We start from the raw sequence: 23,959 nt of genomic DNA, 5'->3' as shown, positions 1-23,959 counted from the left end.
CTCTGCACGAGGCTGTTTTCGGCCCGCGAGGCGCCTTCAACGCAGGAATTCCACCACGGCGCGCAGCACCGCATCGGGCTGCTCCCGGTGGGGAACGTGGCCGCAACCTGACAGGATGAGACTGCGCCCCTGCCCGGGAAATGCCTGTGGTTGCGTGGCGATCCTGTGCGGGTGCGCCAGCGATCCGTATTCATCCTCGTCACCGTGGATGGCTAGCACCGGGCAGTGCAAGCGCGCCAGCGCCGGCGTCAGGGACCAGGCGGCAAACTCTGGCGCGAGCCAGGTCTCGGTCCAGGCCTCCAGCACCCACTGCGCCTTGTCCTGGTCCTGGCCGTGATGACGCGCCAACCGGGCCAACTGGTCCGGATTGGCGAATTGTTCGCGCGCCTTGCGTATGCCCTGCAGGGTGCGGTCCTCGACGAAGGCCTGGGCCGATTCGGTGATCACCGCCACCACCTGCTCCGGCAGTTCCGCCGCGGCGGCGATGGCCATGCCGCCGCCAACGCTGTGGCCCAGCAGCACCGCCTGGGTCAACCCCAGTTGCTGCAGCACTGTCAGCAGCCATGGCCGGGCTTCTTCGGCAATGAAACCGGGCGCCAGACGATCCTGGCGCGCGCTGGACTGACCGAAACCGTAACGGTCATAGGCCACCACCGCCCTTCCCGTCTGTTGCGACAGCTGAAAGGGGAAATCGCGCCATAGCGACACCGCCCCCAGCGAATCGTGCAGCAGGACGATGGCCGGCAGCTCGCCATCCAGCCGCCCCCAACTGCTGGCATGCAGGCTGACCGCGCCCACCTCGATACGATGATGCCTGGCCTCGCTCATCTCGACCTCCTCATGGAAACAGGCTGCGCCCCACTCTGGCTGCGCCAGCGGCACAAAAGAAAAGGCGCACCCGAGGGTGCGCCTTAATCAGCATTCAAGAGGTATGCCTCCCCCTTAATATACCGGACACGCTGTCAGCCAGGCGACGTGCGAGCCCCAGTATCACGCTGTGCGCATGCTGGGGCGGGCTCGTCGCCAGGCATCAGTGATGCGCACCGCCGCCCAGGTAGGCGGCCTTGACCGCCGGGTCGTTCTGCAGCTTGTCGGCGGGTCCATGTACGGATATCTTGCCATTCTCCAACACATAGCCGTAATCCGCAACATTAAGCGCTGCCGCAGCGAACTGTTCAACCAGCAGCATGGTCACGCCCTGCTCCTTGAGACGCACGATGATGCGGAAGACCTCGTCGACCAGGATGGGCGCCAGCCCCATGGAGGGCTCGTCCAGCAGGATCACCTCGGGGTTCAGCATCACCGCCCGCGCCATGGCCAGCATCTGCTGCTCGCCGCCCGAGAGCGTACCGGCCAGCTGGCTCTGCCGCTCCTTCAGGCGCGGGAACAGTTCCAGCGCGCGTTCCAGGTCATGGGCGATGTCGCCCTTGGGACGCGCCCGGGTGAAGCGCGGAAAAGCGCCCAGGAGCAGGTTGTCGGTCACGCTCATGGTGGCGAAGACGCGCCGGCCTTCAGGCGAATGAGCCAGCCCGAAGCGGGCGATCTTGTGCGAATCCAGGCCGGTGATGTTCTTGCCGCCGAGCGTGACTTCGCCGCCCTTCGGTTTGATCATGCCGGAGATGGCGCGCATGGTGGTGGTCTTGCCGGCGCCGTTGGAACCGATCAGGGTCACCACCTTGCCCTTGGGTACCTCCATCGAAATGCCATGCAGCACCTCGACCTTGCCGTAAGCGGCGTGCAGATTGGAAATGGTCAGCATGTTCAGGCTCCCGCGGGGCTGGATGTGTTGTCGTGGGCATCGCCTGCGCCACTGCCGAGGTAGGCTTCGATGACCTTGGGGTCAGCCTGGACCTGGGCCGGCTTGCCTTCGGCGATCTTCTGACCGAAGTCGAGCACGGTGACGGTATCGCAGATCGACATGACCACGTCCATGTGGTGTTCGATCAGGATGATGGTGATGCCGGCTTCGCGGATCTTGCGGATGATGGCGACGAGCTCCTTGATGTCAGGCGCGGTCAGGCCGGCAGCCGGTTCGTCCAGCAGCAGCAGGCTCGGGTTCAGGCCCAGGGCGCGGCCGATTTCGAGCAGGCGCTGCTTGCCGTAGGGCAGGTTGCGCGCCTCTTCATTGGCCAGGTTGGCCAGACCGACGAACTCCAGGATGGCCGCTGCGCGTTCGCGCGCGGCCTGCTCTTCGCGCACATAACGCGGGGTATTGGCCATCACATCGACCACATTGCTGTTGAAGGTGTGATGCAGGCCCACCAGCACGTTTTCGGTAGCGGTCATTTCACCGAACAGCTGCACGTTCTGGAAAGTACGCGCCACGCCGCCCAGGGCGATGGCCGAGGGCACATTGCCGGAGATCGGGCGGCCGTCGTATTCCACCACGCCATCGGTGGGACGATAGATACCGGTCAGGACGTTCATCATGGTGCTCTTGCCGGAACCGTTGGGGCCGATCAGGCCATGCACGGTACCCTTGCGCACATCCAGGTCAACGCGGTTGAGCGCCTTCAGGCCGCCGAACTGCATCAGGATCTGGTTGACCTTCAGCAGCGTTGCGCCGGCGTCCTTGACCGAGTCGGTCGTGATGACGGCACGCTCCTTGTCACCGGCGATCTGCTGGGCCACCGGCACATGCTTGGTCAGCACGCGGCCAAACAGGGTGCGGCAGAAGCCGACGATGCCGTCCTGCAGGTAATACACCACGAACAGGGTCATCAGACCAAAGATGGTCAGACGCCAGTCGGTGATGTTTTCCAGCTTATAGGAGAAGGCCGCCATGGCGATGGTCGCCACCACCGGCACGATCACGCCGCGCACCGTCTTGGTCTTGCGCGCGACCTGGACACCCGCGCCCACCACCACGATCACAGCCAGCACGGTGGCGATCTGGCGGAACAGCGCGATATCGGACAGCAGGCTGGGCAGCATCACCACGATCAGCGCGCCGATGAGCGAACCGATGCGCGACTTGCGCCCCCCCATGATCACCGCCAGCAGGAACATGATGGTCAGCTCGAAGTTGTAGGTATTGGGCGAGATGTACTCTTCCGAATACGCATACAGGGCTCCGGACAGACCGGCCAGAGCGGCGCTGATGATGAAGGCGTAGACCTTGTAGCGATACACCGACACGCCCATGCAGTCCGAGGCGATGGGGCTGTCGCGCAGCGCCTGGAAGGCGCGGCCCAGGTTGGACTTGAGGATGCGGTGCACCACCAGCATGGAGAGCACCATCAGGACCGCCACCAGGTAGAAGAACTGCACTTCGCTCATCTTGTCGCCGCCGATCATGGGCTTTTGCAGCTTGATGCCCAGCGGACCTTCGGTGAGGAAGGTCATCTCGTTGATCAGGATCTGGATGATGGTGCCAAAGGCCAGCGTCACCATGGCCAGGTAAGGCCCGGTCACGCGCAGCGCCGGCAACGCCAGGATGGCGCCGAACACGGCCGTCACGGCGATGGCCGCCGGCACCGTCACGAAGATCGGCATGCCCAGCTTGAAGAAGAGCACGCCGGCTGCGTAGGAACCGATGCCGAAGAGGCCCGCATGGCCCAGCGAGACCTGGCCGGTATAGCCGACCACGATGTCCAGCCCGAACAGCAGGATGGCGTAGATGAGGATGGTTTCGATCAGGTGCAGGTAATACGGGTTGTGCACCACCATGGGAATGCCGGCCAGCGCGACAATGCCCAGCAAGGACAGCAGCAGGATTTTCTTGTTCATGGCATCAGACCTTCTTGATCGCAGTTTTGCCGAACAGGCCTGCAGGTTTCACCGCCAGCACCAGCAACAGCAGTACCAGTCCCGGAACTTCCTTGTAACCGGTCGAGATGTAGAAGCCGGTCAAGGTCTCGGCCACGCCCAGGATCAGGCCGCCGACGATGGCGCCCATGCCCGAGGTCAGGCCGCCGATGATGGCCACCGCAAAGGCCTTCAGACCCAGCGCCGCTCCCATGGTGGCGCCGGTCAGGGTCAGCGGAGCCACCAGCACGCCTGCGAACGCGGCCGTGGCCGAGGACAGCGCATAGGAGAAGGTGATCACCATGCTGGTATTGATGCCCATCAGGCCGGCGGCATCGCGGTCATTGGAGGTCGCCACCACGGCCTTGCCGTAGATGGACTTGCGGTTGAACAATTCGACCGCCGCCATGATCAGCAGCGCGCCCACCACCACCAGCACCTGCATGGGCTGCACATTGGCGCCGAAGATCTGGAACGGTGCGCCCGAGATCGGCGAGGGGAACGGCAGGTCATCCTTGCCCCAGATGTTCTCGGCGACGTTCTTGAAGATGATGGCCAGTGCGATGGTGGACATGATCCAGCCGAATTCGGACTTGATCTTGATGGCCGGGCGTACCCCGATCCATTCCACGAACATGCCTTGCAGCGCGCCGAAGACCAGCACGATGGGGATCATCAGCCAGTAGTTGAGATAAGGTCCGCCGTGGATGTTGCCCACCACGGAAAGTCCCACCAGCGCGCCCAGCATCAGGGCTTCGCCCTGGCCGAAGTTCAGTGTGCCGGAGGTGGCAAAGGTCAGTTGGTAACCGAAGGCGATCACGGCATAGATCATGCCGAGCGCGATCCCGGAGAAGACCAGTTGTAAGAGGATATCCATTGTATTTCCCAAGAAGCGGCTACCGCCGGGTGGCGGCACAGAGCTGCGACGACCCGCGGCGCGGTGCCACCGTGCCGTTAGGAATTCGTCAACAGATCGTATTAAAAAGGCCAGCCCCCGGATCGCAAGGACTGGCCTCTTCGACTACTGTGCGTGATGCAAGTCGAGTCTTATTTGCCGAGGATGACGCGGCCGTTCTTGACCTCGCCCATCACGACCATGGCAGGCTTGATGGCTTCGTGATCGTCGTGGGTGAACGGCTTGTCGTAGGTGGTGACCACGCCTTCGACCTTGGTGTTCAGGTTTTCCAGCGCAGCACGGACCTTGTCGCCGTCAGTGGTGCCGGCTTGCTTGATGGCGGCAGCCAGCAGCAGGATGGAGTCATAGCCTTGGGCGGCCGAGACAGCAGAGGGCATGCGGTCAACCTTGTAGGCTTTCTGGTAAGCCTCGATGAAGGCCTTGCGCTTGGGGGTGTTGCCGTCCTGGATGAAGGTCTGCGGCATGCGGGCGCCGTTGCCGTTCTTGCCGGAGTTGTCGATGAAGTTGCCCATCGACAGCGGCCAGCTGCCGATGATGGGCACGTGCCAGTTCAGCTTTTCCATGCCGTTGGCGATCTGCGCCAGTTCCGGGCCGATGCCGTAGGTCAGCACGGCCTGGGCGCCGCCCTGCTTGGACTTGAGCAGCTGGGCCGTCATGTCCACATCCTTGATGTTGTACTTCTCGACGGCGACCGGGGTGACCTTCTTGTCAGCCAGTACCTTTTCCAGGTCTTCACGACCGAGCTGGCCGTAGTTGGTGGAGTCGGCCAGGATGGCGACCTTGGTGAACTTCTGCTTGTCCACGGCTTCGTCGGCGATCATCTTGGCCTGGATCTTGTCGGCAGCAGAGGTACGGAAGACGTAGTTGTCCTTTTCCTTCTCGAACTGCTTGGTGATCACGGTGCCGGTGGCCACGTTGTTGATGACGGGGATCTTGGCTTCCTGGTAGAAGCGCTGCGACGCCAGGGCCACGCCGGTGTTGATGAAGCCCACGGTGGCGACCACTTTTTCCTTGTTGATCAACTCCTGGGCGATCTGCACGCCGCGCTCGTTCTTGGCTTCGTCATCGCGCTCGATCAGCTGGATCTGACGGCCCAGCAGGCCGCCGGCAGCGTTGATCTCGGCCACGGCCAGCTTGACGCCGTCACGCATGGACACGCCCATGGGGGCAGAGCCGCCGGTGTAGGGGCCGGACACGCCGATCTTGATCGGGTCAGCAGCCTGCGAGGTGAGCGCCAGGCTCATCAGGGCGGCAGCAACAAAGGCTTGGGTCTTGTATGTCATGTCATCCTCCAGAATGTAATTGTTGGCTCGCACATCGGTGACGGGCTAAGCACTTTTGAACCCGCTCCAGGCGAAACGAATTCTCTGCTCCCTCCGCTCTGTGGCGGCTCCTTGCGGGAGTGTCGGGCCGATTCTGTCCCAGTTTCCTTGCGCCAAACTTACAAGCTTGTCAGCAGCTGTCGCAGCTGTTCTGGCAGCGCGGTGGACTTTTCTTTCTTGAAATCAACCCAGACGATTTTTGCGGCACCGTCAGCATAAATGATCTGCTCGTCGGCCGCGTCGCGGATGATATACGTAGTTTCCACACTCGTGCGACCTAAATGACCCGCGGACATCTCCACACAGATGCGCGCCGGATACTTCATCTGGCGACGGAAATTGCAGTGGGCGTTGACGATGACGGGGCCCTCTTCGCCTGCGATGGTCGGTCCGAAGACTTCCTCGAGCCACTCGATGCGGCACTGCTCCATGAAGCGGAAATAGACCGTATTGTTGACATGGCCGAACGCGTCCATGTCACCCCAGCGGATGGTCTGACGGGAGAGATACAACTGCTTGGAATTGGCCTGCGGGTGACTGCTCATCGTGGGTCCTTTTCAGGTTTGATTCATCAATGAATGTAATTTTTTTCATGCGGCGCGTTGGCGCTGTGTCGCATTTACGACTCGGGAAACAAGATCACTCCTGGGTCATTATCGAGTCATCTGACCAGTGGGTGCGCTGACCCCGTGGTCTGCGTCATGGCTGCCGGCTATGTCGAGACGACAAGACAATATAAGAGGACATCCCAAAATCCAATAAAATAGCTGCATTCAGGGAAACATATTCCGGGTCCGGCACCCTGCCGCCCCGCCCTTGCCTGTGCCTTGTCAACAGCGAAACGCCGGCAAGCGGACTAAAAGGATCTCAACTGCAGGGAAATGCAGATTTCCTCTAGCGTTCCTTCGAAAAATAATTAACAATAGCACGATCGTTCGAAAACAGGCAGTTCATATAAACGGGACACCCATGACTTCTTCTCAAGACTTGATCGCTCAGTACGGCCCACGGGAATCGATGGAATACGACGTGGTCGTCGTCGGCGGCGGCCCCGCCGGCCTGTCAGCGGCCATCCGCCTCAAACAGCTGGCCGCCCAGCAGAACCGCGAGGTCTCGGTCTGCGTGCTGGAAAAAGGCAGTGAAGTCGGCGCCCACATCCTCTCCGGCGCAGTGATGGACCCGCGCGCGCTGAGCGAACTGATTCCTGACTGGAAAGAGCAAGGCGCCCCGCTCAACACCCCGGTGACGGAAGACCGCTTCCTCTTCCTCTCCGCCAGCAAAGCCTACAAGACGCCCAACTGGCTCTTGCCCACCTGCTTCCAGAACCACGGCAACTACGTCATTTCGCTCTCCAACGTCACCCGCTGGCTGGGCCAGCAGGCTGAAGCCCTGGGCGTGGAGATCTTCCCCGGCTTCCCGGCAGCCGAGGTGCTCTATCACGAGGATGGCTCGGTCAAGGGCGTGGCTACTGGCAACATGGGCATCAACAAGGAGGGCGAACCCGGTCCGGAATTCCAGCTGGGCATGGAACTGCACGCCAAGTACACCTTCTTCGCCGAAGGCGCGCGCGGCCACCTGGGCAAGCAACTGATCAGCAAGTACCAACTGGACGCCGGCCGCGATCCGCAAACCTACGCCATCGGCATCAAGGAACTGTGGGAAGTGAAGCCGGAAGTCCACCAGCCTGGCCTGGTCGTGCACACCGCCGGCTGGCCGCTGGACAACGATACCTATGGCGGCTCCTTCCTCTATCACCTGGAAAACAACCAGGTGGCGGTTGGCTACGTGGTCGGGCTGGCCTATGAAAACCCCTACCTCTCGCCCTTCGAGGAATTCCAGCGCTACAAGACCCACCCTGAGATCCGCAAGTTCTTCGAAGGCGGCAAGCGCCTCTCCTACGGCGCCCGCGCCATTACCGCGGGTGGCGTGCAGTCCCTGCCCAAGCTGGTCTTCCCGGGCGGCGCGCTGCTCGGTTGCGATGCCGGTTTCCTCAATGCCTCGCGCATCAAGGGCAGCCATGCCGCCATCAAGAGCGGCATGCTGGCCGCCGACGCTGCCTTCCATGCGCTGGGCGAGAACCGCCAGTCCGATGAACTGTCGGCCTACCCCGCCGCCTTCGAGGCCTCATGGCTCAAGGAAGAGCTGCACAAGGCGCGCAACTTCAAGCCCTCGATGAGCAAGGGCCTGGTGACTGGCACCCTGCTCGTTGGCATCGATCAGGTACTCTTCGGCGGCAAGGCGCCGTGGACGCTGCGTCACAGCCATGCCGACCATGAATGCCTCAAGCCGGCCAGCAACTACGCTCCCATTGCCTATCCCAAGCCGGATGGCAAGCTGACCTTCGATCGGCTGTCGTCGGTCTTCATCTCCAACACCAACCACGGCGAAGATCAGCCGGCGCACCTGACGCTCAAGGACAAGAACGTGCCGGTGCAGGTCAACCTGGCCAAGTATGCGGGTCCGGAATCGCGCTACTGCCCGGCGGGCGTCTACGAATTCGTCAAGAACGAGGACAATACCGACCGGCTCCAGATCAACGCCCAGAACTGTGTCCACTGCAAGACCTGCGACATCAAGGACCCGACCCAGAACATCGTCTGGGTCACGCCTGAAGGAGGCGGCGGACCGAACTACTCCGGCATGTAACGCAAAACGCCGGTTCCAGAAACACCAAAGCCGCATCCCAGGATGCGGCTTTTTTGCGGGCTGATGCAGCGGCGGTTCAGATCCCGGCCGGACGCGGCGGCGGCGTCCATGCGCCGCTCAGGATCTTCTCCAGCCAGAACACACCGATCACGGTCTTCACGTCGGTGATCTCGCCATTGCGCACCTGTTCCACCAGTTCTTCCAGCGGCGCCTTGTAGATATCGAGGAACTCCCCCTCATCGAGCTTGCGTTCGCCCTGCGTCAGTCCGCGTGCCACATACAGCACCAGATGCTCGTCCGAGTAGGCGATGGCGTTATGGATGGTGCAGACATACTGCCATTGGGCAGCGGTGTAGCCGGTCTCTTCCTGCAGCTCGCGCTTGGCGCAATCCAGCGTATCTTCGCCCGGATCGATCTTGCCGGCAGGGAACTCGATGAAGACGCGGTGCAAGGGGTAGCGGAACTGGCGCTCCATCAGCACGCTGCCATCGTCGAACAGCGGCAGCACCGCGACCGCGCCGGGATGCTTGATGTACTCGCGCACGGCATGCTTGCCGTCGGGCAGGATGACCGTATCCTGCTGCACCTTGAGGAAGTGGCCGGTGTAGACCTGGCGATTGTCTTTCTGGGTCTCTTTGAGATGGGCGTCCATGTGATGACCGTGGAAGGTGGAGGAGCGATCAGGGGAGATGGCCGGGCTCACGCTGCCTCGGAACGCCCGGGTTCATCGCCGGGCGATCCCGCAGCCGCACTGCCCGGCAGGACAGTCGGAAACTCAGGCGTTGCTCTTGCGCAGATAGCGCATTACATAGCCGGGGTAGGCCAACACCAGGAACAGACAGCCAGTGATGGCATAGAATTCCCAGCCTTGGGAGAAGACATTACCCACGCCGGCTTCCAGCAGGTGAGCGACGATGCCGACGACAAAGTAAAGCACCAGCAACTCGACCAGACGCAGCCAGACCGGCTTGACCCAGGCAGGATCTTTCTTCAACGGGATGAGCGCGAACAATTGCTGGTTCAAGAACGGCAAATTGGCCGCAAGCGCGGCCAACAGGATGACGACCCAGCTGAACAGGGAAATATTCATTCCCCTGTTCCCTTAGGCGACGACCTTGCTGAGGAAGGTCGCCAGCGTGGTCACGATGGCATTGGTGCAGGCATCCATCAGGTGACCCGGCCACAGGCCGATGGCCAGGGCAGCGATACCGTTGAGGCTCAGCACGACGCGCATCTCGGGCGTAGCGACGATCTTGCTGTTGTCAGCCGGCTCGTCGAAGTACATCACCTTGACGACGCGGATGTAGTAGAACGCGCCGATCAGCGAGAAGATCACTGCCAGCACCGGCAGCCAGATCTGGCCGGTGGCCATGGCCGCCTGCAGCACCGACAGCTTGGCGTAGAAGCCCACCAGCGGCGGGATGCCGGCCAGCGAGAACATCATGATCATCATCACGGCAGCAAACCACGGGCTGCGCTGGTTCAGGCCCTTGAAGTCATCCAGGGTGTCGGCTTCGAAGCCCGAGCGCGACAGCAGGATGATCACGCCGAAGGAGCCCAGCGTGGTGATCACATAGGTCACCGCGTAGAACAGCGAGGAGCTGTAGGCGTTCACGGCCGAGAACAGGTTGCCGTCGACCACGCCCGACATCATGCCCAAGAGCATGAAGCCCATGTGCGAGATGGTCGAGTAGGCCAGCATGCGCTTGATGTTGGTCTGCGCGATGGCGGTGACGTTACCCAGGATGATGGACAGCACGGCCAGCACCATCAGCATCTGCTGCCAATCCACGGCCAGCGGCAGCATGCCTTCGACCAGCAGACGGAAGGTGATGGCGAAGGTGGCCAGCTTGGGCGCCGCGCCCAGCAGCAGGGTCACCGGTGTGGGCGAACCCTGGTAGACGTCGGGCACCCACATGTGGAAGGGAACGGCGCCCAGCTTGAAGGCCAGGCCGGCCACCACGAAGACGATGCCGAACACCAGCGGAGTACGGTCAACGGTGCCGGAGACGATGGCGCGGAAGACTTCGTTGAGCTCCAGCGCACCGCCGGTCGCACCATAGAGCATGGACATGCCGTACAGCAGGAAGCCGGAAGCCAGCGCACCGAGGATGAAGTACTTCATGCCGGCTTCGGTGGAAGCAGCGTGGTCACGGCGCAGGGCCACCAGCGCGTACAGCGACAGCGACATCAGTTCCAGGCCCAGGTAGATGGACAGGAAGCTGTTGCCGGAGATCATGACCATCTGGCCCAGCAACGCGAACAGCGCCAGGGCGTAGTATTCGCCGCCCAGCATGCCGCCGGTGATGCCGCGCGCGGTGTTGTACTGGCGCGAGTAGATCAGCGTGACGCCGACACCCAGGTAGGTGAACAGCTTCAACAGGTTGGCCAGCGGATCGGACACGAACATGTTGTTGAACGTGTAGACCGTGGCGCCGCTGTTGAGGTCGGCAAAGGTCAGTACCGCGCACACCACCAGCGCTGCCAGCGACAGCAGATAGGTGATGACGCGCTTGCTTTCCGGCAGGAACATATCGATCAGCAGGATCGCGGAAGTCGCGATCAGCAGAAATATTTCCGGATAGACAGGGATCAGATTCATGTTATTCATTTAGTTACTACCGCTTGTGTTCGCCCGCTTGTGTCGCGACTTCCCGCCGCGCCGCCCGACCGGCAATATCACACCGGCTCGTCTCGTTACTCGTTGTTGCCCAGCTTCTTTGTCGGCGGGACGCAAGCGCCCCGCCCTTCACATCTTTACTGCGCAGATCAGTTGATCTTGGAGACCGCCACGTGCTTCAACAGGTCGGTCACCGAGGTCTGGATGCTATCGGTGATGATGCCCGGATAGACACCCATGACCAGGGTCGCAATCGCCAGCAGACCCAGGATCAGGAACTCGCGGCCATTGAGGTCCACCAGCTCGGCCACGTGATGATTGGTCACCGCGCCGAAGATGACGCGCTTGGCCAGCCACAGCGAGTAGGCCGCACCCAGGATCAGGGCGGTGGCGGCCAACAGGCCGATCCAGAAGTTGAACTTCACTGCGCCCAGGATCACCATGAATTCGCCGACGAAACCGGAAGTGGCCGGCAGGCCGCAGTTGGCCAGCGAGAACAGGATGAAGAAGAAGGCGAAGCGCGGCATCTTGTTGACCACACCGCCGTACTGCGAAATCTCGCGGGTATGCATCTGGTCGTACAGCACGCCGATACACATGAACATCGCGCCGGAGACGAAGCCGTGCGAGATCATCTGCACGATACCGCCCTGCACTGCCATGTCGTTGAACATGAAGAAGCCCAGGGTGACGAAGCCCATGTGGGCGATCGACGAGTAGGCCACCAGTTTCTTCATGTCCTGCTGCACCAGGGCCACCAGACCGATGTAGATCACGGCCACCAGCGACAGGAAGATCATGAAGCCGGACAGCGCATGGCTGGCGTCAGGCAGGATGGGCAGGGAGAAGCGCAGGAAACCGTAGGCGCCCAGCTTGAGCATGATCGCGGCCAGCACGATGGAGCCGCCGGTCGGCGCCTGCACGTGGGCGTCCGGCAACCAGGTGTGCACCGGCCACATCGGCACCTTCACCGCAAAGGCGGCCAGGAAGGCGAAGAACAGGATCTTCTGTTCCAGCATCGACAGCGGCACCTGGTGCCAGGTCGGGATCTCGAAGCTGCCGCCCGACACGTAGTACAGGTAGATCAGCGCGATCAGCATCAAGAGCGAACCCAAGAGCGTGTACAGGAACAGCTTGAAGGCTGCATACACGCGGTTGTCGCCGCCCCAGACGCCCACGATGATGAACATCGGGATCAGGGTCGCTTCGAAGAAGGCGTAGAACAGCATCGCATCCAGCGCCGAGAACACACCGACCATGATGCCCGAGAGGATCAGGAAGGCGCCCATGTACTGGGCCACGCGCTTCTGGATCACCACCCAGCCGGCCAGCACCACGATGACGGTGATGAAGGCGGTCAGCGGCACGAACCACAGCGAGATGCCGTCCAGGCCCAGGAAGTAGCTGATATTGAAACGATCGATCCAGGGCGTCTTTTCGACGAACTGGTAACCGTGCGCCAGCGGATCGAAATGCTGGATCAGCGGGAAAGTAACGACCAGGCCGACCAGCGAACCGAACAGCGCCAGCCAGCGGGCCAGGCCCGGATTGCTGTCGCGGCCCAGTGCCAGGACGAGGATGCCGAAGACGATCGGTACCCAGATCGCGAGGCTCAGGATGGGAAATGTTGACTGCATCATGGTTGTTATCTACTCGGACAGCTTATTTGGCGAACGGGAACGGCATGAACCACACCAGGAAACCCAGCACCCCGATGATCATCACGAACGCATAGTGATAGATGTAACCGGACTGCCAGAGACGCGTGAATTTCGAGAACCAGCCGACGACCTTGGCGCTGCCGTTGACGAACAGACCGTCGATCAGGCCACGGTCACCCACGGTGGACAGTCCGCTGCCCAGCAGGCGTGCACCGCCGGCGAAGACGACTTCATTGAACTTGTCCATGTAGTACTTGTTGTCCAGGATGGTGTAGATGATGCTGAACTTTTCCTTGAACCAGGCCGGCACGCGCGGGTTGATCATGTAGCAGTAGTACGCCACGACCACACCAGCAATGGCCAGCCACAGCGGTGCGCTGGTGAAGGCATGCAGCACCATGGCCACCGGACCGTGGTATTCGTGGGCCAGTTCTTCCATGACCTTGTGGTTTTCGCCGAAGAAGATCACGCCCTTGAAGAAGTCGCCATACAGCATCGGCGAGATCGCGAAGAAACCGATGATGACCGAGGGAATGGCCAGCAGGATCAGCGGCAGGGTCACCACCAGCGGCGACTCGTGCGGCTTCTGGCCCGGAGCCAGACCGTGATGGTGTTCATCATGGCCGTGGTCATCATGGGCATCGTGCGCATGGTCGTCATGCACGCCATGGGCCGCAGCCGGCGCATGATGATCGTCATGACCGTGGGCCTGACCGAAACGCTCCTTGCCATGGAAGACCATGAAGTACATGCGGAAGGAGTAGAAGGCGGTCACGAACACGCTGGCCAGCACGGCGAAGTAGGCAAAGCCCGAACCTGCCAGGTGCGACTCGGCCGCGGCTTCGATGATCGAATCCTTGGAGTAGAAGCCCGAGAAGAACGGTGTACCGATCAGGGCCAGCGAACCCAGCAGCGAGGTGATCCAGGTGATGGGCATGTACTTTCGCAGGCCGCCCATGTTGCGCATGTCCTGATCGTGGTGCATGCCGATGATGACCGAACCGGCGCCCAGGAACAGCAGCGCCTTGAAGAAGGCGTGGGTCATCAGGTGGAACACGGCCACCGAGTAGGCCGATGCGCCCAGGGCGACAGTCATGTAACCCAGCTGCGACAGCGTGGAGTAGGCCACCACGCGCTTGATGTCATTCTGCATGGTGCCCAGGAAGCCCATGAACAGCGCCGTGATGGCGCCGATCACCAGGATGAAGGACAGCGCGGTGTCGGACAGCTCGAACAACGGCGACATGCGGGTGACCATGAAGATGCCGGCCGTCACCATGGTGGCGGCGTGGATCAGCGCGGAAATCGGGGTCGGGCCTTCCATCGAGTCCGGCAGCCAGACGTGCAGCGGGAACTGGGCCGACTTGCCCATCGCACCCACGAACAGGCAGATGCAGGCCACGGTCAGCAGCATCCAGTCCGTACCCGGCAGGGTCAGCTGGGCCAGCTCGGCGCGTTTGTCGAAGACTTCGGTGTAGTTCATCGAACCGGCATAGGCCAGCAGCAGGCCGATGCCCAGGATGAAGCCGAAGTCACCCACGCGGTTGACCAGGAAGGCCTTCATGTTGGCCTTGATGGCGGTCGGACGGGTGTACCAGAAACCGATCAGCAGATAGGACACCAGGCCCACCGCTTCCCAGCCGAAGAACAGCTGCAGGAAGTTGTTGCTCATGACCAGCATGAGCATGGAGAAGGTGAACAGCGAGATATAGGAGAAGAAGCGGTTGTAGCCTTCATCCTCGGCCATGTAGCCGATGGTGTAGATGTGGACCATCAGGGACACGAAGGTCACCACGCACATCATCATCGCCGTCAGGCTATCGACCATGAAGCCGATCTCCAGCTTGAGGCCGGCCACCGTCATCCAGTTGTACAGCGTACCGTTGTAGGTGGCGCCGTCCAGCACTGCGAGCAGGGTCTGGAGGGAGATGATGGCGGCGATCAGCACGCCCAGGATGGTCGCGGTATGCGACACCTTGCGGCCAACGACGTTGCCGAAGAATTTGGTACCCAACAGACCGGCGATGGCCGAACCTGCCAGCGGCGCCAGGGGTACAGCAAGAAGAAGATGTGGGTTAAGTTGCCCAGCCATGATGAACCTTATCGCTTATTGGCTGCCCCGCCTGCACCATCTGCTGCAAGGGGGCCTCCCATCTTTAAATGAAATCCAAACCAGAACGCAAGAACAGGACGCTGCGGATGCCGACTCAGCCCTTGAGGCTGTCGAGGTCTTCCACGTTGATGGTATCCAGGTTACGGAACAGCACCACCAGAATCGCCAGACCGATCGCGGATTCAGCCGCAGCCACGGTCAGGATGAAGAACACGAAGATCTGTCCGCCCGCGTCACCGAGGTAATGCGAGAAAGCAATGAAGTTCATGTTGACCGCAAGCAGCATCAGTTCGATCGCCATCAACAGCACGATGACGTTCTTGCGGTTCAGGAAAATGCCGACGATCGAGATCGCGAACAGGATCGCGCCGATGATCAGATAGTGGGAGAGCGTGATTGCCATGATTCTTGATCGCCCTTTTTAAGATTGTTGACCGGCGGCCGGCTTGTCTGCCGCAGCGGCGGCGTCGGCGGGCGGCTCGTTACGGGTGGACTCGGCCTTCATGCTGACCAGGCGCACACGGTCCGACGCCTTGACCTTGACGGCCTTGGCCGGATCGAAGTACTTGCTGTCCTTGCGCTTACGCAGTGTCAGGGCCACGGCGGCGACGATGGCCACCAGCAGGATGACGGCGGCGATTTCGAAGGCGTAGACGTATTCGGTGAAGATCAGCTTGCCCAGCGGCTTGGTCTGGCCCAGCGTATCGGAGGCGGCAGGCACCTGCGTTTCCGGGGTCCAGAAGCTGCGCAGCAGCACGGCGGCCATTTCCAGCACGATGATCACGCCGATGGTCGCGGCCAGCGGGAAGTAACCCCAGAAGCCCTCACGCAGCTTGTCCATGTTGATATCGAGCATCATCACCACGAACAGGAACAGCACCATCACCGCACCGACATAGACCAGCACCAGCACGATGGCCAGGAACTCGGCCTTGAGCAGCATCCAGATACCGGCTGCCGAGAAGAAGGACAGCACCAGGAAGAGCGCCGCATGCACCGGATTGCGGGCCGTGATGACGCGTACGGCGGCGATCACCAGGATCACCGCGAACACGTAGAACAAGACAGTTTTAAATTCCATAATCAACCAGAAGTTGGTTCATTCAATCAGCACGGGGACGGCAAGCACCGGCCACCCCATCGCAATCCATCCGACATCGTCCTGCGACTTCCCCTACCCTGCCCAGCCGCTCTGTCCTGCAGTGCGGCCTGGCAGCACCATCAACGGTAGGCAGCGTCAGCAGCGCGGGCAGCGGCGATTTCGTTTTCGTAACGATCACCCACGGCCAGCAGCATTTCCTTGGTGTAGTACAGGTCGCCCCGCTTTTCACCGTGGTATTCCAGGATGTGCGTTTCGACGATCGAGTCGACCGGGCAGGACTCTTCGCAGAAACCGCAGAAGATGCACTTGGTCAGGTCGATGTCGTAGCGGCTGGTGCGACGGGTACCGTCAGCACGCTGCTCGGACTCGATGGTGATGGCCATGGCCGGGCAGACCGCTTCGCACAGCTTGCAGGCGATGCAGCGTTCTTCACCGTTGGGATAACGACGCAGCGCATGCAGACCGCGGAAACGCGGCGACATCGGCGTTTTTTCCTCGGGGAATTGCACCGTGATCTTGCGCTTGAACAGGTAGCGACCCGTCAGGGCCAGGCCCTTGAACAGCTCGCGGAGCATCAGGCTGCCGAAAAAATCCTTAATAGCTTCCATTTTTAGCCTCAGCCTTCCAACTTATTTCCAGATATTCCACGGCGACTGAATCCAGATCGCCACGACCACCAGCCACACCAGGGTCAGCGGAATGAACACTTTCCAGCCCAGACGCATGATCTGGTCATAGCGGTAGCGCGGGAACGATGCGCGGATCCACACATACAGCGACAGGAAGAAGAAGGTCTTCAAGCCCAGCCAGATCCAGCCCGGGATGAAGTCCAGCGCCGACACCGGAGCCGACCAGCCGCCGAAGAACAGCAGTGCGGTCAGGATCGAGATCAGGATCATCGCGGCGTATTCGGCCAGGAAGAACATGGCGAAGGACATGCCCGAGTACTCGATCATGTGACCGGCCACGATTTCGGATTCACCTTCCACCACGTCGAAGGGGTGGCGATTGGTCTCGGCCACGCCGGAGACGAAGTAGATCACGAAGATCGGCAGCAGCGGCAGCCAGTTCCACGACAGGAAGTTCAGGCCCATGCTGGCGAAGTGCCCCTGGGTCTGGCCCATGACGATGTCGGTCATGTTCAGGCTGCCCGAGACCATCAGCACCACCACCAGGCAGAAGCCCATGGAGATTTCGTAGGACACCATCTGTGCCGAGGCGCGCATCGCACCCAGGAAGGCGTACTTCGAGTTGGAGGCCCAGCCGGCGATGATGATGCCGTAGACTTCCATCGAGGTGATGGCCATCAGGTACAAGAGGCCGGCGTTGACGTTGGCCAGCACGTGTTCCGGCGAGAACGGCACCACCGCCCAGGCGGCCAGCGCCGGCATGATGGTCATCACCGGAGCCAGGTAGAACAGCGCCTTGTTGGCCTTGGACGGTGTCGAGATTTCCTTGAAGATCAGCTTGACGGCGTCAGCGATGGGCTGCAGCAGGCCGGCCGGACCGACTCGGTTGGGGCCCAGACGCACGTGCATCCAGCCGATCAGCTTGCGCTCCCAGTAGGTCATGTAGGCCACGCACACCAGCAGCGGCACCATCACCACCAGGATCTTGACCAGCGTCCACACCAGGGTGAACAGGGTCGGACCCAGGTAGGCCGGGCCTACCGTATTGATTTGGGCGATCAGGTGATCCATTTTTACGCTTTCTCCACGACGATTGCGCCAAACATGCCGCCCAGTGCAGCCGTGGAGGCGTGCGCAGCAGCGACGCGAACCACGTTTTCCGGCAGTTTCTTATCGATGGCTGCGGTCAGCGCTGCGCTGCCCGAGCCTTGCTTGACCTTGACCTGGTCGCCTTCAGCCACGCCCAGTTTGGACGCCAGTGCTGCCGACAGCCACGCCCTGGGGGCCTGACCATCACGGGTTTCCAGCAGCGGCGCGGAACGGCGCGCGATCGGATCGGCGAAGTAGATGGGCACATCGGCCACACGCTCCACTTCAGCGGCAGCGGTCGAGACGGCCCGCAGCTGCACGGAGGCGAGGTTGTTCAGGCGGGCCGACAGGTCGGTCTCCTTGCCCAACAGTTCGTCACGGATGGACTCGGACGTCTCGTACTCGAAGTTTTCCAGTTCCAGCAGGTTGCCCAGCACACGCAGGACCTTCCAGCCCGGACGCGCATCGCCGGCCGGCTTGACGGTGCCGTTGAAGCTCTGGGCGCGGCCTTCGGTGTTGACGAAGGTGCCGGAGGTCTCGGTGAAGGGAGCGATCGGCAGCAGCACGTCGGCGTAGTCGGCGCCATGCTTGAAGGCCGACATCACCACGACCATATCGGCCTGCTTCAGTGCGGCGCTGGCGGCTTGCGGGTCGTAGCTGTCCAGTTCCGGTTCAGCGTTGAGCAGCAGGTAAGCCTTGCGCGGCTGCGCGAAGACAGCGGCGGCCTTGCCCGCAGCCGGCACAGCGTTGGCCAGGTAGCCGCCCACGGCGTTACCGCCTTCGGTCAGCACGCCCAGCTTGGCGCCGGTCTGTTCTGCGATCCATTGTGCGGCAGCGTGCAGTTGCGCCGCTTGCGGGTGCTGTACGGCAGCGTTGCCCAGGAACACGCCCTTGGCGTCGCCCGACAGCAGGCTGGCCGCGGTGGCCTTGGCGGCGTCCGAGGCCGTCACGCCAGCGTAGGCGGACGGTGCGGCCACGCCCTTGGCTTCGGCCACGGCCACGGCCACTTCGGCCAGGGCGGAGAGCCATGCCGAGGGCGCGGCGATGATCTTGTTGGCCACCGGCATCAGCAGATCATCGTCGGTGGCATGCAGCACGCTGACCTTGGCGCCGCTCTTGGCGGACTGGCGCAGGCGGGCCGACAGCAGCGGGTGGTCCTTGCGCAGGAAGGAACCGATCACGAAGACGCGGTTCAGCTGCGAGAACTCGACGATGGACATGCCCAGCCACGGCTTGATCTGGCCATCCAGGCCGAAGTCCGATTGACGCAGGCGGAAATCGATGTTCTCCGAACCGACGCCGCGCACGATCTTCTGCAGCAGGCTCAGTTCTTCCAGCGTGGAGTACGGGGTACCCAGCGCGGCGATGGCGTCAGCACCATGTTCGTGGCGAATGTTGCGCAGGCCGTGGGCGACGTATTCCAGCGCGGTCTGCCAGTCCACTTCCTGCCACTTGCCGTCCTGCTTCAACATCGGCTTGGTCAGACGTTGTTCGCTGTCCAGCGCTTCGTAGGCGAAACGGTCCTTGTCGGAGATCCAGCACTCGTTGACTTCTTCGTTCTCGAAGGGCAACACGCGCATGACCTTGCCATTCTTGACCTGGACGATCAGGTTGGCGCCGACGCTATCGTGCGGGCTCACCGACTTGCGGCGCGACAGTTCCCAGGTACGGGCGCTGTAGCGGAACGGCTTGGAGGTCAGCGCGCCGACCGGGCACAGGTCGATCATGTTGCCCGACAGCTCGGAGTCCACGGTCTTGCCGACGAAGGTGGTGATCTCGGAATGCTCACCGCGACCCAGCATGCCCAGCTCCATCACGCCGGCCACTTCCTGGCCGAAGCGCACGCAGCGGGTGCAGTGGATGCAGCGGTTCATTTCCTTCATGGAGATCAGCGGACCGACGTCCTTGGGCTCCACGACACGCTTTTCTTCCTGGTAGCGCGAGGACGAACCGCCGTAACCGACGGCCAGATCCTGCAGCTGGCACTCACCGCCCTGGTCGCAGATGGGGCAATCCAGCGGGTGGTTGATCAGGAGGAATTCCATCACGCCCTTCTGGGCCTTGACGGCCTTGTCGCTGGCGGTGCGCACGATCATGCCGGCATTGACCGGCGTGGCGCAGGCAGGCAGCGGCTTCGGGGCCTTCTCGACCTCGACCAGGCACATGCGGCAGTTGGCCGCGATGGACAGTTTCTTGTGATAGCAGAAGTGAGGGATGTACGTGCCGAGTTTGTTGGCAGCGTCCATGACCATGCTGCCTTCCTGCACTTCAACCTTCTTGCCGTCTATTTCGATTTCAACCATGGCTGTTTGCCCAAGCTAAATATTCTTGCCAACAATACCGGTGGAAGGCTTATTCCATTCCACCTGGCATCCCCTGCCCTGTTCAGATGTATGCCGGAACCAGGCAGTGTTTGTGCTCGATGTGGTATTCGAACTCTTCGCGGAAATTCTTCACGAACGCACGTACCGGCATGGCCGCCGCATCACCCAGCGCACAGATGGTGCGGCCCTGGATGTTGTCAGCCACCGAGTTCAACACGTCCAGATCTTCCATCTTGCCGTGACCGTTCTCGATACGCTCCACCATGCGGTACATCCAGCCGGTGCCTTCGCGGCACGGCGTGCACTGGCCGCAGGATTCTTCGTAGTAGAAGTAGGACAGCCGCAGCAGCGACTTGACCATGCAACGGGTTTCGTCCATCACGATCACCGCACCCGAACCCAGCATCGAGCCGGCCTTGGCGATGGCGTCGTAGTCCATGGTGGTGTCCATCATGACATCGCCACGGATCACCGGTGCGGACGAACCACCCGGGATGACGGCTTTGATCTTCTTGCCGCCGCGCATGCCACCTGCCAGCTCCAGCAGCGTGGAGAACGGTGTACCCAGCGGGATCTCGTAGTTGCCCGGACGCTCGACGTCGCCCGAGATCGAGAAGATCTTGGTGCCGCCATTGTTGGGCTTGCCCATCTCGGCGTAGGCCTGCGGGCCCACCTTGAAGATGAAGGGCACGGCCGCGAAGGTCTCGGTGTTGTTGATGGTGGTCGGCTTGCCGTACAGGCCGAAGCTGGCCGGGAACGGCGGCTTGAAGCGCGGCTGGCCCTTCTTGCCTTCCAGCGACTCCAGCAGCGCGGTTTCTTCGCCGCAGATGTAGGCGCCATAACCGTGGTGCGCGTGCAGCTGGAAGCTGAAGCCGGTGCCCAGGATGTTGTCACCCAGGAAGCCGGCGGCGCGCGCCTCTTCCAGCGCTTCTTCGAAACGCTCGTAGGCGGAGAAGATTTCGCCGTGGATATAGTTGTAACCGACAGTGATGCCCATCGCGTAGCCGCCGATGATCATGCCTTCGATCAGCGCGTGCGGATTGTAACGAATGATGTCACGGTCCTTGAAGGTGCCCGGCTCGCCTTCATCTGTATTGCAGACGAGGTACTTCTGGCCGGGGAACTGGCGCGGCATGAAGCTCCACTTCAAGCCCGTCGGGAAACCCGCACCGCCGCGGCCACGCAGGCCCGAGGCCTTGAGGTCGGCGATGACCTGTTCCGGGGTGATCTTTTCATTGAGGATGCGCTTGAGCGACTCGTAGCCGCCGCGCTTGACGTAATCCTCGAGGTGCCAGTTCTCGCCATTCAGGTCGGCGAGGATCAGCGGTTTGATGTGGCGGTCGTGCAGGCAGGTCATTTCTTCAGTTCCTCCAGCAGCGCGTCGATCTTCTCGTTGGACATCCAGCTGCACATTTGATGGTTGTTGACCAGCATGACCGGTGCGTCGCCGCAAGCGCCCATGCATTCGCCTTCCATCAGCGTGAACTGGCCGTCGGCCGTGGTTTCGCGATAATCGATGCCCAGCTTTTGCTTCAGGTGGTGTGCGGCGCGTTCGCCGCCCGACAGCAGGCACGGCAGGTTGGTGCACACAGTGATCTTGTGCTTGCCCACCGGGCTGGTGTTGAACATGTTGTAGAAGGTCGCCACTTCCTGCACGGCCACGGCGGGCATGCCGATGTAGTCGGCAATCTCCTGCTGCAGCTCGGCCGGCAGCCAGCCATGTTCCACCTGGGCGATGCGCAGTGCGGACATGACCGCAGACTGGCGCTGGTCCGCCGGGTATTTCGCGAGTTCGCGATCGATTTTCTTAAGGGCTTCTTGACTTAACAGCATATCGTTGGCCATCCATGCGCATCAGTACTGCGCGGTTATTGGATATTCCCCAAACCTGACGGGCTTCTCATCGAAGCCCGCCTTGACTCTTACTCTTGCTCTTCGACTTACCGGTCGATTTCCCCGAACACGATGTCTTGCGTACCGATGATGGTGACCGCGTCGGCAATCATGTGGCCCTTGGCCATTTCGTTGAGGGCCTGCAGGTGGGCAAAGCCCGGGGCACGGATCTTCAGGCGGTACGGCTTGTTGGCGCCGTCCGAGACCAGGTAGACACCGAATTCGCCCTTCGGATGCTCGACGGCGGCATACGCTTCGCCGGCAGGCACGCGGAAACCTTCGGTGAACAGCTTGAAGTGGTGGATCAGGTCTTCCATGTTGGACTTCATGTCCGCACGTTTGGGAGGCGCGATCTTGTGGTTGTCGGTGATGACCGGACCCGGGTTGTTGCGCAGCCATTCCACGCACTGCTTGATGATGCGGTTGGACTGGCGCATTTCAGCCACGCGCACCAGATAGCGGTCGTAGCAGTCGCCGTTCTTGCCCACGGGGATGTCGAAGTCCAGCAGGTCGTAGACTTCATACGGCTGCTTCTTGCGCAAGTCCCAGGCGATGCCCGAGCCACGCAGCATCGGACCGGAGAAGCCCATCTGCAGGGCGCGTTCCGGCGAGACCACGCCCACGCCCACCAGACGCTGCTTCCAGATACGGTTGTCGGTCAGCAGGGTCTCGTATTCGTCGACATAGGTCGGGAAGCGATTGGTGAAGTCTTCGATGAAGTCCAGCAGCGAACCCTGACGGTTTTCGTTCAGTTCGCGGATGGCCTTCTCGTTGCGCACGATGGAAGCCTTGTACTGCGGCATGCTGTCCGGCAGGTCGCGGTAGACACCGCCCGGACGATAGTAGGCCGCGTGCATGCGGGCGCCGGAGACGGCTTCGTAGCAGTCGAACAGGTCTTCGCGCTCACGGAAGGCATACAGCAGCACGCCCATGGCGCCCACGTCCAGCGCGTGCGCGCCGATCCACATCAGGTGGTTCAGCAGGCGGGTGATTTCGTCGAACATCACGCGGATGTACTGCGCACGCAGCGGCACATCGATACCCAGCATACGCTCAATGGCCAGCACGTAACCGTGCTCGTTGCTCATCATCGAGACATAGTCCAGGCGATCCATGTAAGGCACGGACTGCAGGAAGGTCTTCTGCTCGGCCAGCTTCTCGGTGCCACGATGCAGCAGACCGATATGGGGGTCGGCGCGCTGAATGACTTCACCATCCAGCTCCAGCACCAGGCGCAGCACGCCGTGCGCGGCCGGGTGCTGAGGGCCGAAGTTCAGCGTATAGTTTTTGATCTCTGCCATTATTTGATCCCGTAGTTTTCTTCACGAATGATGCGCGGGGTGATTTCGCGCGGCTCGATCGTTACGGGTTGATAGATGACGCGTTTCTGTTCGGCGTCGTAACGCATCTCGACATAGCCGGACACCGGGAAGTCCTTGCGGAACGGGTGGCCGATGAAGCCATAGTCGGTCAGGATGCGGCGCAGGTCGGGGTGACCGTCGAAGAGGATGCCGTAGAAATCGAAGGCTTCACGTTCGTACCAGCCAGCCGAGTTCCAAATCGGATCGACCGAGGCCACGATGGGCAGGTCGTCATCCGGGGCAAACACGCGCACACGCACACGCCAGTTGTGCGCGATCGACATCAGGTGCGACACCACGGCAAAGCGCGGACCTTCCCAGGCGCCATCGCCGTAGGTGGAGTAGTCCACGCCGCACAGGTCGATCAGTTGTTCGAAACGGGTGTCGGCATGGTCGCGCAGCACGCGCATGGCCGACAGGTAGTCAGCGGCCTTGACCACCACGGTGACTTCACCGAGGGCCACGGTCAGATTCTGAAGATACCCTCCAAGCGCATTACGCAGGGCGGCTTCGAGAGTTTCCAATTTTGTCGTCAT

Annotated in this window: 21 protein-coding genes; 1 reads left to right on the top strand and 20 read right to left on the bottom strand. The window is 61.6% G+C overall.

The features are described 5' to 3' along the window. Positions 1-36: 36 nt before the first annotated feature. From ACP92_RS08895 to ACP92_RS08870, 6 genes are all read right to left on the bottom strand, one after another. Positions 37-828, bottom strand: a complete 792-nt coding sequence (locus tag ACP92_RS08895) for an alpha/beta fold hydrolase (protein WP_013233794.1) — start codon at positions 826-828, stop codon at positions 37-39. Between the two features lie 202 nt (positions 829-1,030). Then, positions 1,031-1,759 (bottom strand): ABC transporter ATP-binding protein, encoded by a 729-nt coding sequence (locus ACP92_RS08890; RefSeq protein ID WP_013233793.1) that lies wholly within the window; start codon positions 1,757-1,759, stop codon positions 1,031-1,033. 2 nt (positions 1,760-1,761) lie between these two features. Next, a complete protein-coding gene (locus ACP92_RS08885) occupies positions 1,762-3,729 on the bottom strand; it encodes a branched-chain amino acid ABC transporter ATP-binding protein/permease (RefSeq protein WP_013233792.1) in 1,968 nt (655 codons plus the stop codon). A 4-nt stretch (positions 3,730-3,733) separates the two neighbouring features. Next, complete coding sequence (locus ACP92_RS08880; protein WP_013233791.1) at positions 3,734-4,624, bottom strand: branched-chain amino acid ABC transporter permease; 891 nt, start codon at positions 4,622-4,624, stop codon at positions 3,734-3,736. Between the two features lie 170 nt (positions 4,625-4,794). Beyond that, positions 4,795-5,946, bottom strand: a complete 1,152-nt coding sequence (locus ACP92_RS08875) for an ABC transporter substrate-binding protein (RefSeq protein WP_013233790.1) — start codon at positions 5,944-5,946, stop codon at positions 4,795-4,797. Between the two features lie 158 nt (positions 5,947-6,104). Then, positions 6,105-6,530, bottom strand: a complete 426-nt coding sequence (locus ACP92_RS08870) for an acyl-CoA thioesterase (protein ID WP_013233789.1) — start codon at positions 6,528-6,530, stop codon at positions 6,105-6,107. A gap of 424 nt (positions 6,531-6,954) precedes the next feature. Here ACP92_RS08870 and ACP92_RS08865 point away from each other — a divergent pair, with 424 nt between their 5' ends. Then, positions 6,955-8,631, top strand: coding sequence for an electron transfer flavoprotein-ubiquinone oxidoreductase (locus tag ACP92_RS08865; RefSeq protein ID WP_013233788.1), 1,677 nt, complete (start codon positions 6,955-6,957; stop codon positions 8,629-8,631). Positions 8,632-8,707: 76 nt separating this feature from the next. Here ACP92_RS08865 and ACP92_RS08860 read toward each other — a convergent pair whose 3' ends face one another. From ACP92_RS08860 to ACP92_RS08795, 14 genes are all read right to left on the bottom strand, one after another. Then, entirely contained in the window at positions 8,708-9,283 is a 576-nt protein-coding gene (locus ACP92_RS08860; protein WP_013233787.1) for an NUDIX domain-containing protein, read from the bottom strand. A gap of 123 nt (positions 9,284-9,406) precedes the next feature. Next, a complete protein-coding gene (locus ACP92_RS08855; RefSeq protein WP_013233786.1) occupies positions 9,407-9,721 on the bottom strand; it encodes a DUF2818 family protein in 315 nt (104 codons plus the stop codon). Between the two features lie 12 nt (positions 9,722-9,733). After that, on the bottom strand, positions 9,734-11,242 hold the full coding sequence (nuoN, locus tag ACP92_RS08850; RefSeq protein WP_013233785.1) for an NADH-quinone oxidoreductase subunit NuoN: 1,509 nt from the start codon (positions 11,240-11,242) through the stop codon (positions 9,734-9,736). Positions 11,243-11,400: 158 nt separating this feature from the next. Continuing rightward, positions 11,401-12,891, bottom strand: a complete 1,491-nt coding sequence (locus tag ACP92_RS08845) for an NADH-quinone oxidoreductase subunit M (protein WP_013233784.1) — start codon at positions 12,889-12,891, stop codon at positions 11,401-11,403. 22 nt (positions 12,892-12,913) lie between these two features. Continuing rightward, positions 12,914-15,004 (bottom strand): NADH-quinone oxidoreductase subunit L, encoded by a 2,091-nt coding sequence (gene nuoL / locus ACP92_RS08840; RefSeq protein WP_013233783.1) that lies wholly within the window; start codon positions 15,002-15,004, stop codon positions 12,914-12,916. 115 nt (positions 15,005-15,119) lie between these two features. Further along, positions 15,120-15,428: an NADH-quinone oxidoreductase subunit NuoK gene (gene nuoK, locus ACP92_RS08835; protein ID WP_013233782.1), complete on the bottom strand. Its 309-nt coding sequence runs from the start codon at positions 15,426-15,428 to the stop codon at positions 15,120-15,122. Between the two features lie 18 nt (positions 15,429-15,446). After that, a complete protein-coding gene (locus ACP92_RS08830; protein ID WP_013233781.1) occupies positions 15,447-16,106 on the bottom strand; it encodes an NADH-quinone oxidoreductase subunit J in 660 nt (219 codons plus the stop codon). Between the two features lie 140 nt (positions 16,107-16,246). After that, entirely contained in the window at positions 16,247-16,735 is a 489-nt protein-coding gene (gene nuoI / locus ACP92_RS08825) for an NADH-quinone oxidoreductase subunit NuoI (RefSeq protein WP_006712947.1), read from the bottom strand. 21 nt (positions 16,736-16,756) lie between these two features. Further along, positions 16,757-17,827 carry an NADH-quinone oxidoreductase subunit NuoH gene (gene nuoH / locus ACP92_RS08820; RefSeq protein WP_013233780.1) on the bottom strand — a complete coding sequence of 357 codons (1,071 nt, stop codon included), beginning with the start codon at positions 17,825-17,827 and terminating at the stop codon, positions 16,757-16,759. Positions 17,828-17,829: 2 nt separating this feature from the next. Continuing rightward, positions 17,830-20,148 carry an NADH-quinone oxidoreductase subunit NuoG gene (gene nuoG / locus ACP92_RS08815; RefSeq protein ID WP_013233779.1) on the bottom strand — a complete coding sequence of 773 codons (2,319 nt, stop codon included), beginning with the start codon at positions 20,146-20,148 and terminating at the stop codon, positions 17,830-17,832. Positions 20,149-20,230: 82 nt separating this feature from the next. Then, a complete protein-coding gene (nuoF, locus tag ACP92_RS08810; protein ID WP_013233778.1) occupies positions 20,231-21,526 on the bottom strand; it encodes an NADH-quinone oxidoreductase subunit NuoF in 1,296 nt (431 codons plus the stop codon). After that, entirely contained in the window at positions 21,523-22,014 is a 492-nt protein-coding gene (nuoE, locus tag ACP92_RS08805; protein WP_041310497.1) for an NADH-quinone oxidoreductase subunit NuoE, read from the bottom strand. The genes nuoF and nuoE overlap by 4 nt, the downstream gene beginning before the upstream one ends. A gap of 95 nt (positions 22,015-22,109) precedes the next feature. Next, positions 22,110-23,363, bottom strand: a complete 1,254-nt coding sequence (locus ACP92_RS08800) for an NADH-quinone oxidoreductase subunit D (protein WP_013233776.1) — start codon at positions 23,361-23,363, stop codon at positions 22,110-22,112. Then, positions 23,363-23,959 carry an NADH-quinone oxidoreductase subunit C gene (locus ACP92_RS08795; protein WP_013233775.1) on the bottom strand — a complete coding sequence of 199 codons (597 nt, stop codon included), beginning with the start codon at positions 23,957-23,959 and terminating at the stop codon, positions 23,363-23,365. The genes ACP92_RS08800 and ACP92_RS08795 overlap by 1 nt, the downstream gene beginning before the upstream one ends.

It is taken from the genome of Herbaspirillum seropedicae, assembly GCF_001040945.1.
Classification (GTDB): Bacteria; Pseudomonadota; Gammaproteobacteria; order Burkholderiales; family Burkholderiaceae_D; genus Herbaspirillum; species Herbaspirillum seropedicae.
The sequence above is the reverse complement of the archived record's forward strand: the minus strand, read 5'-3'. Positions and strand labels throughout refer to the sequence as shown.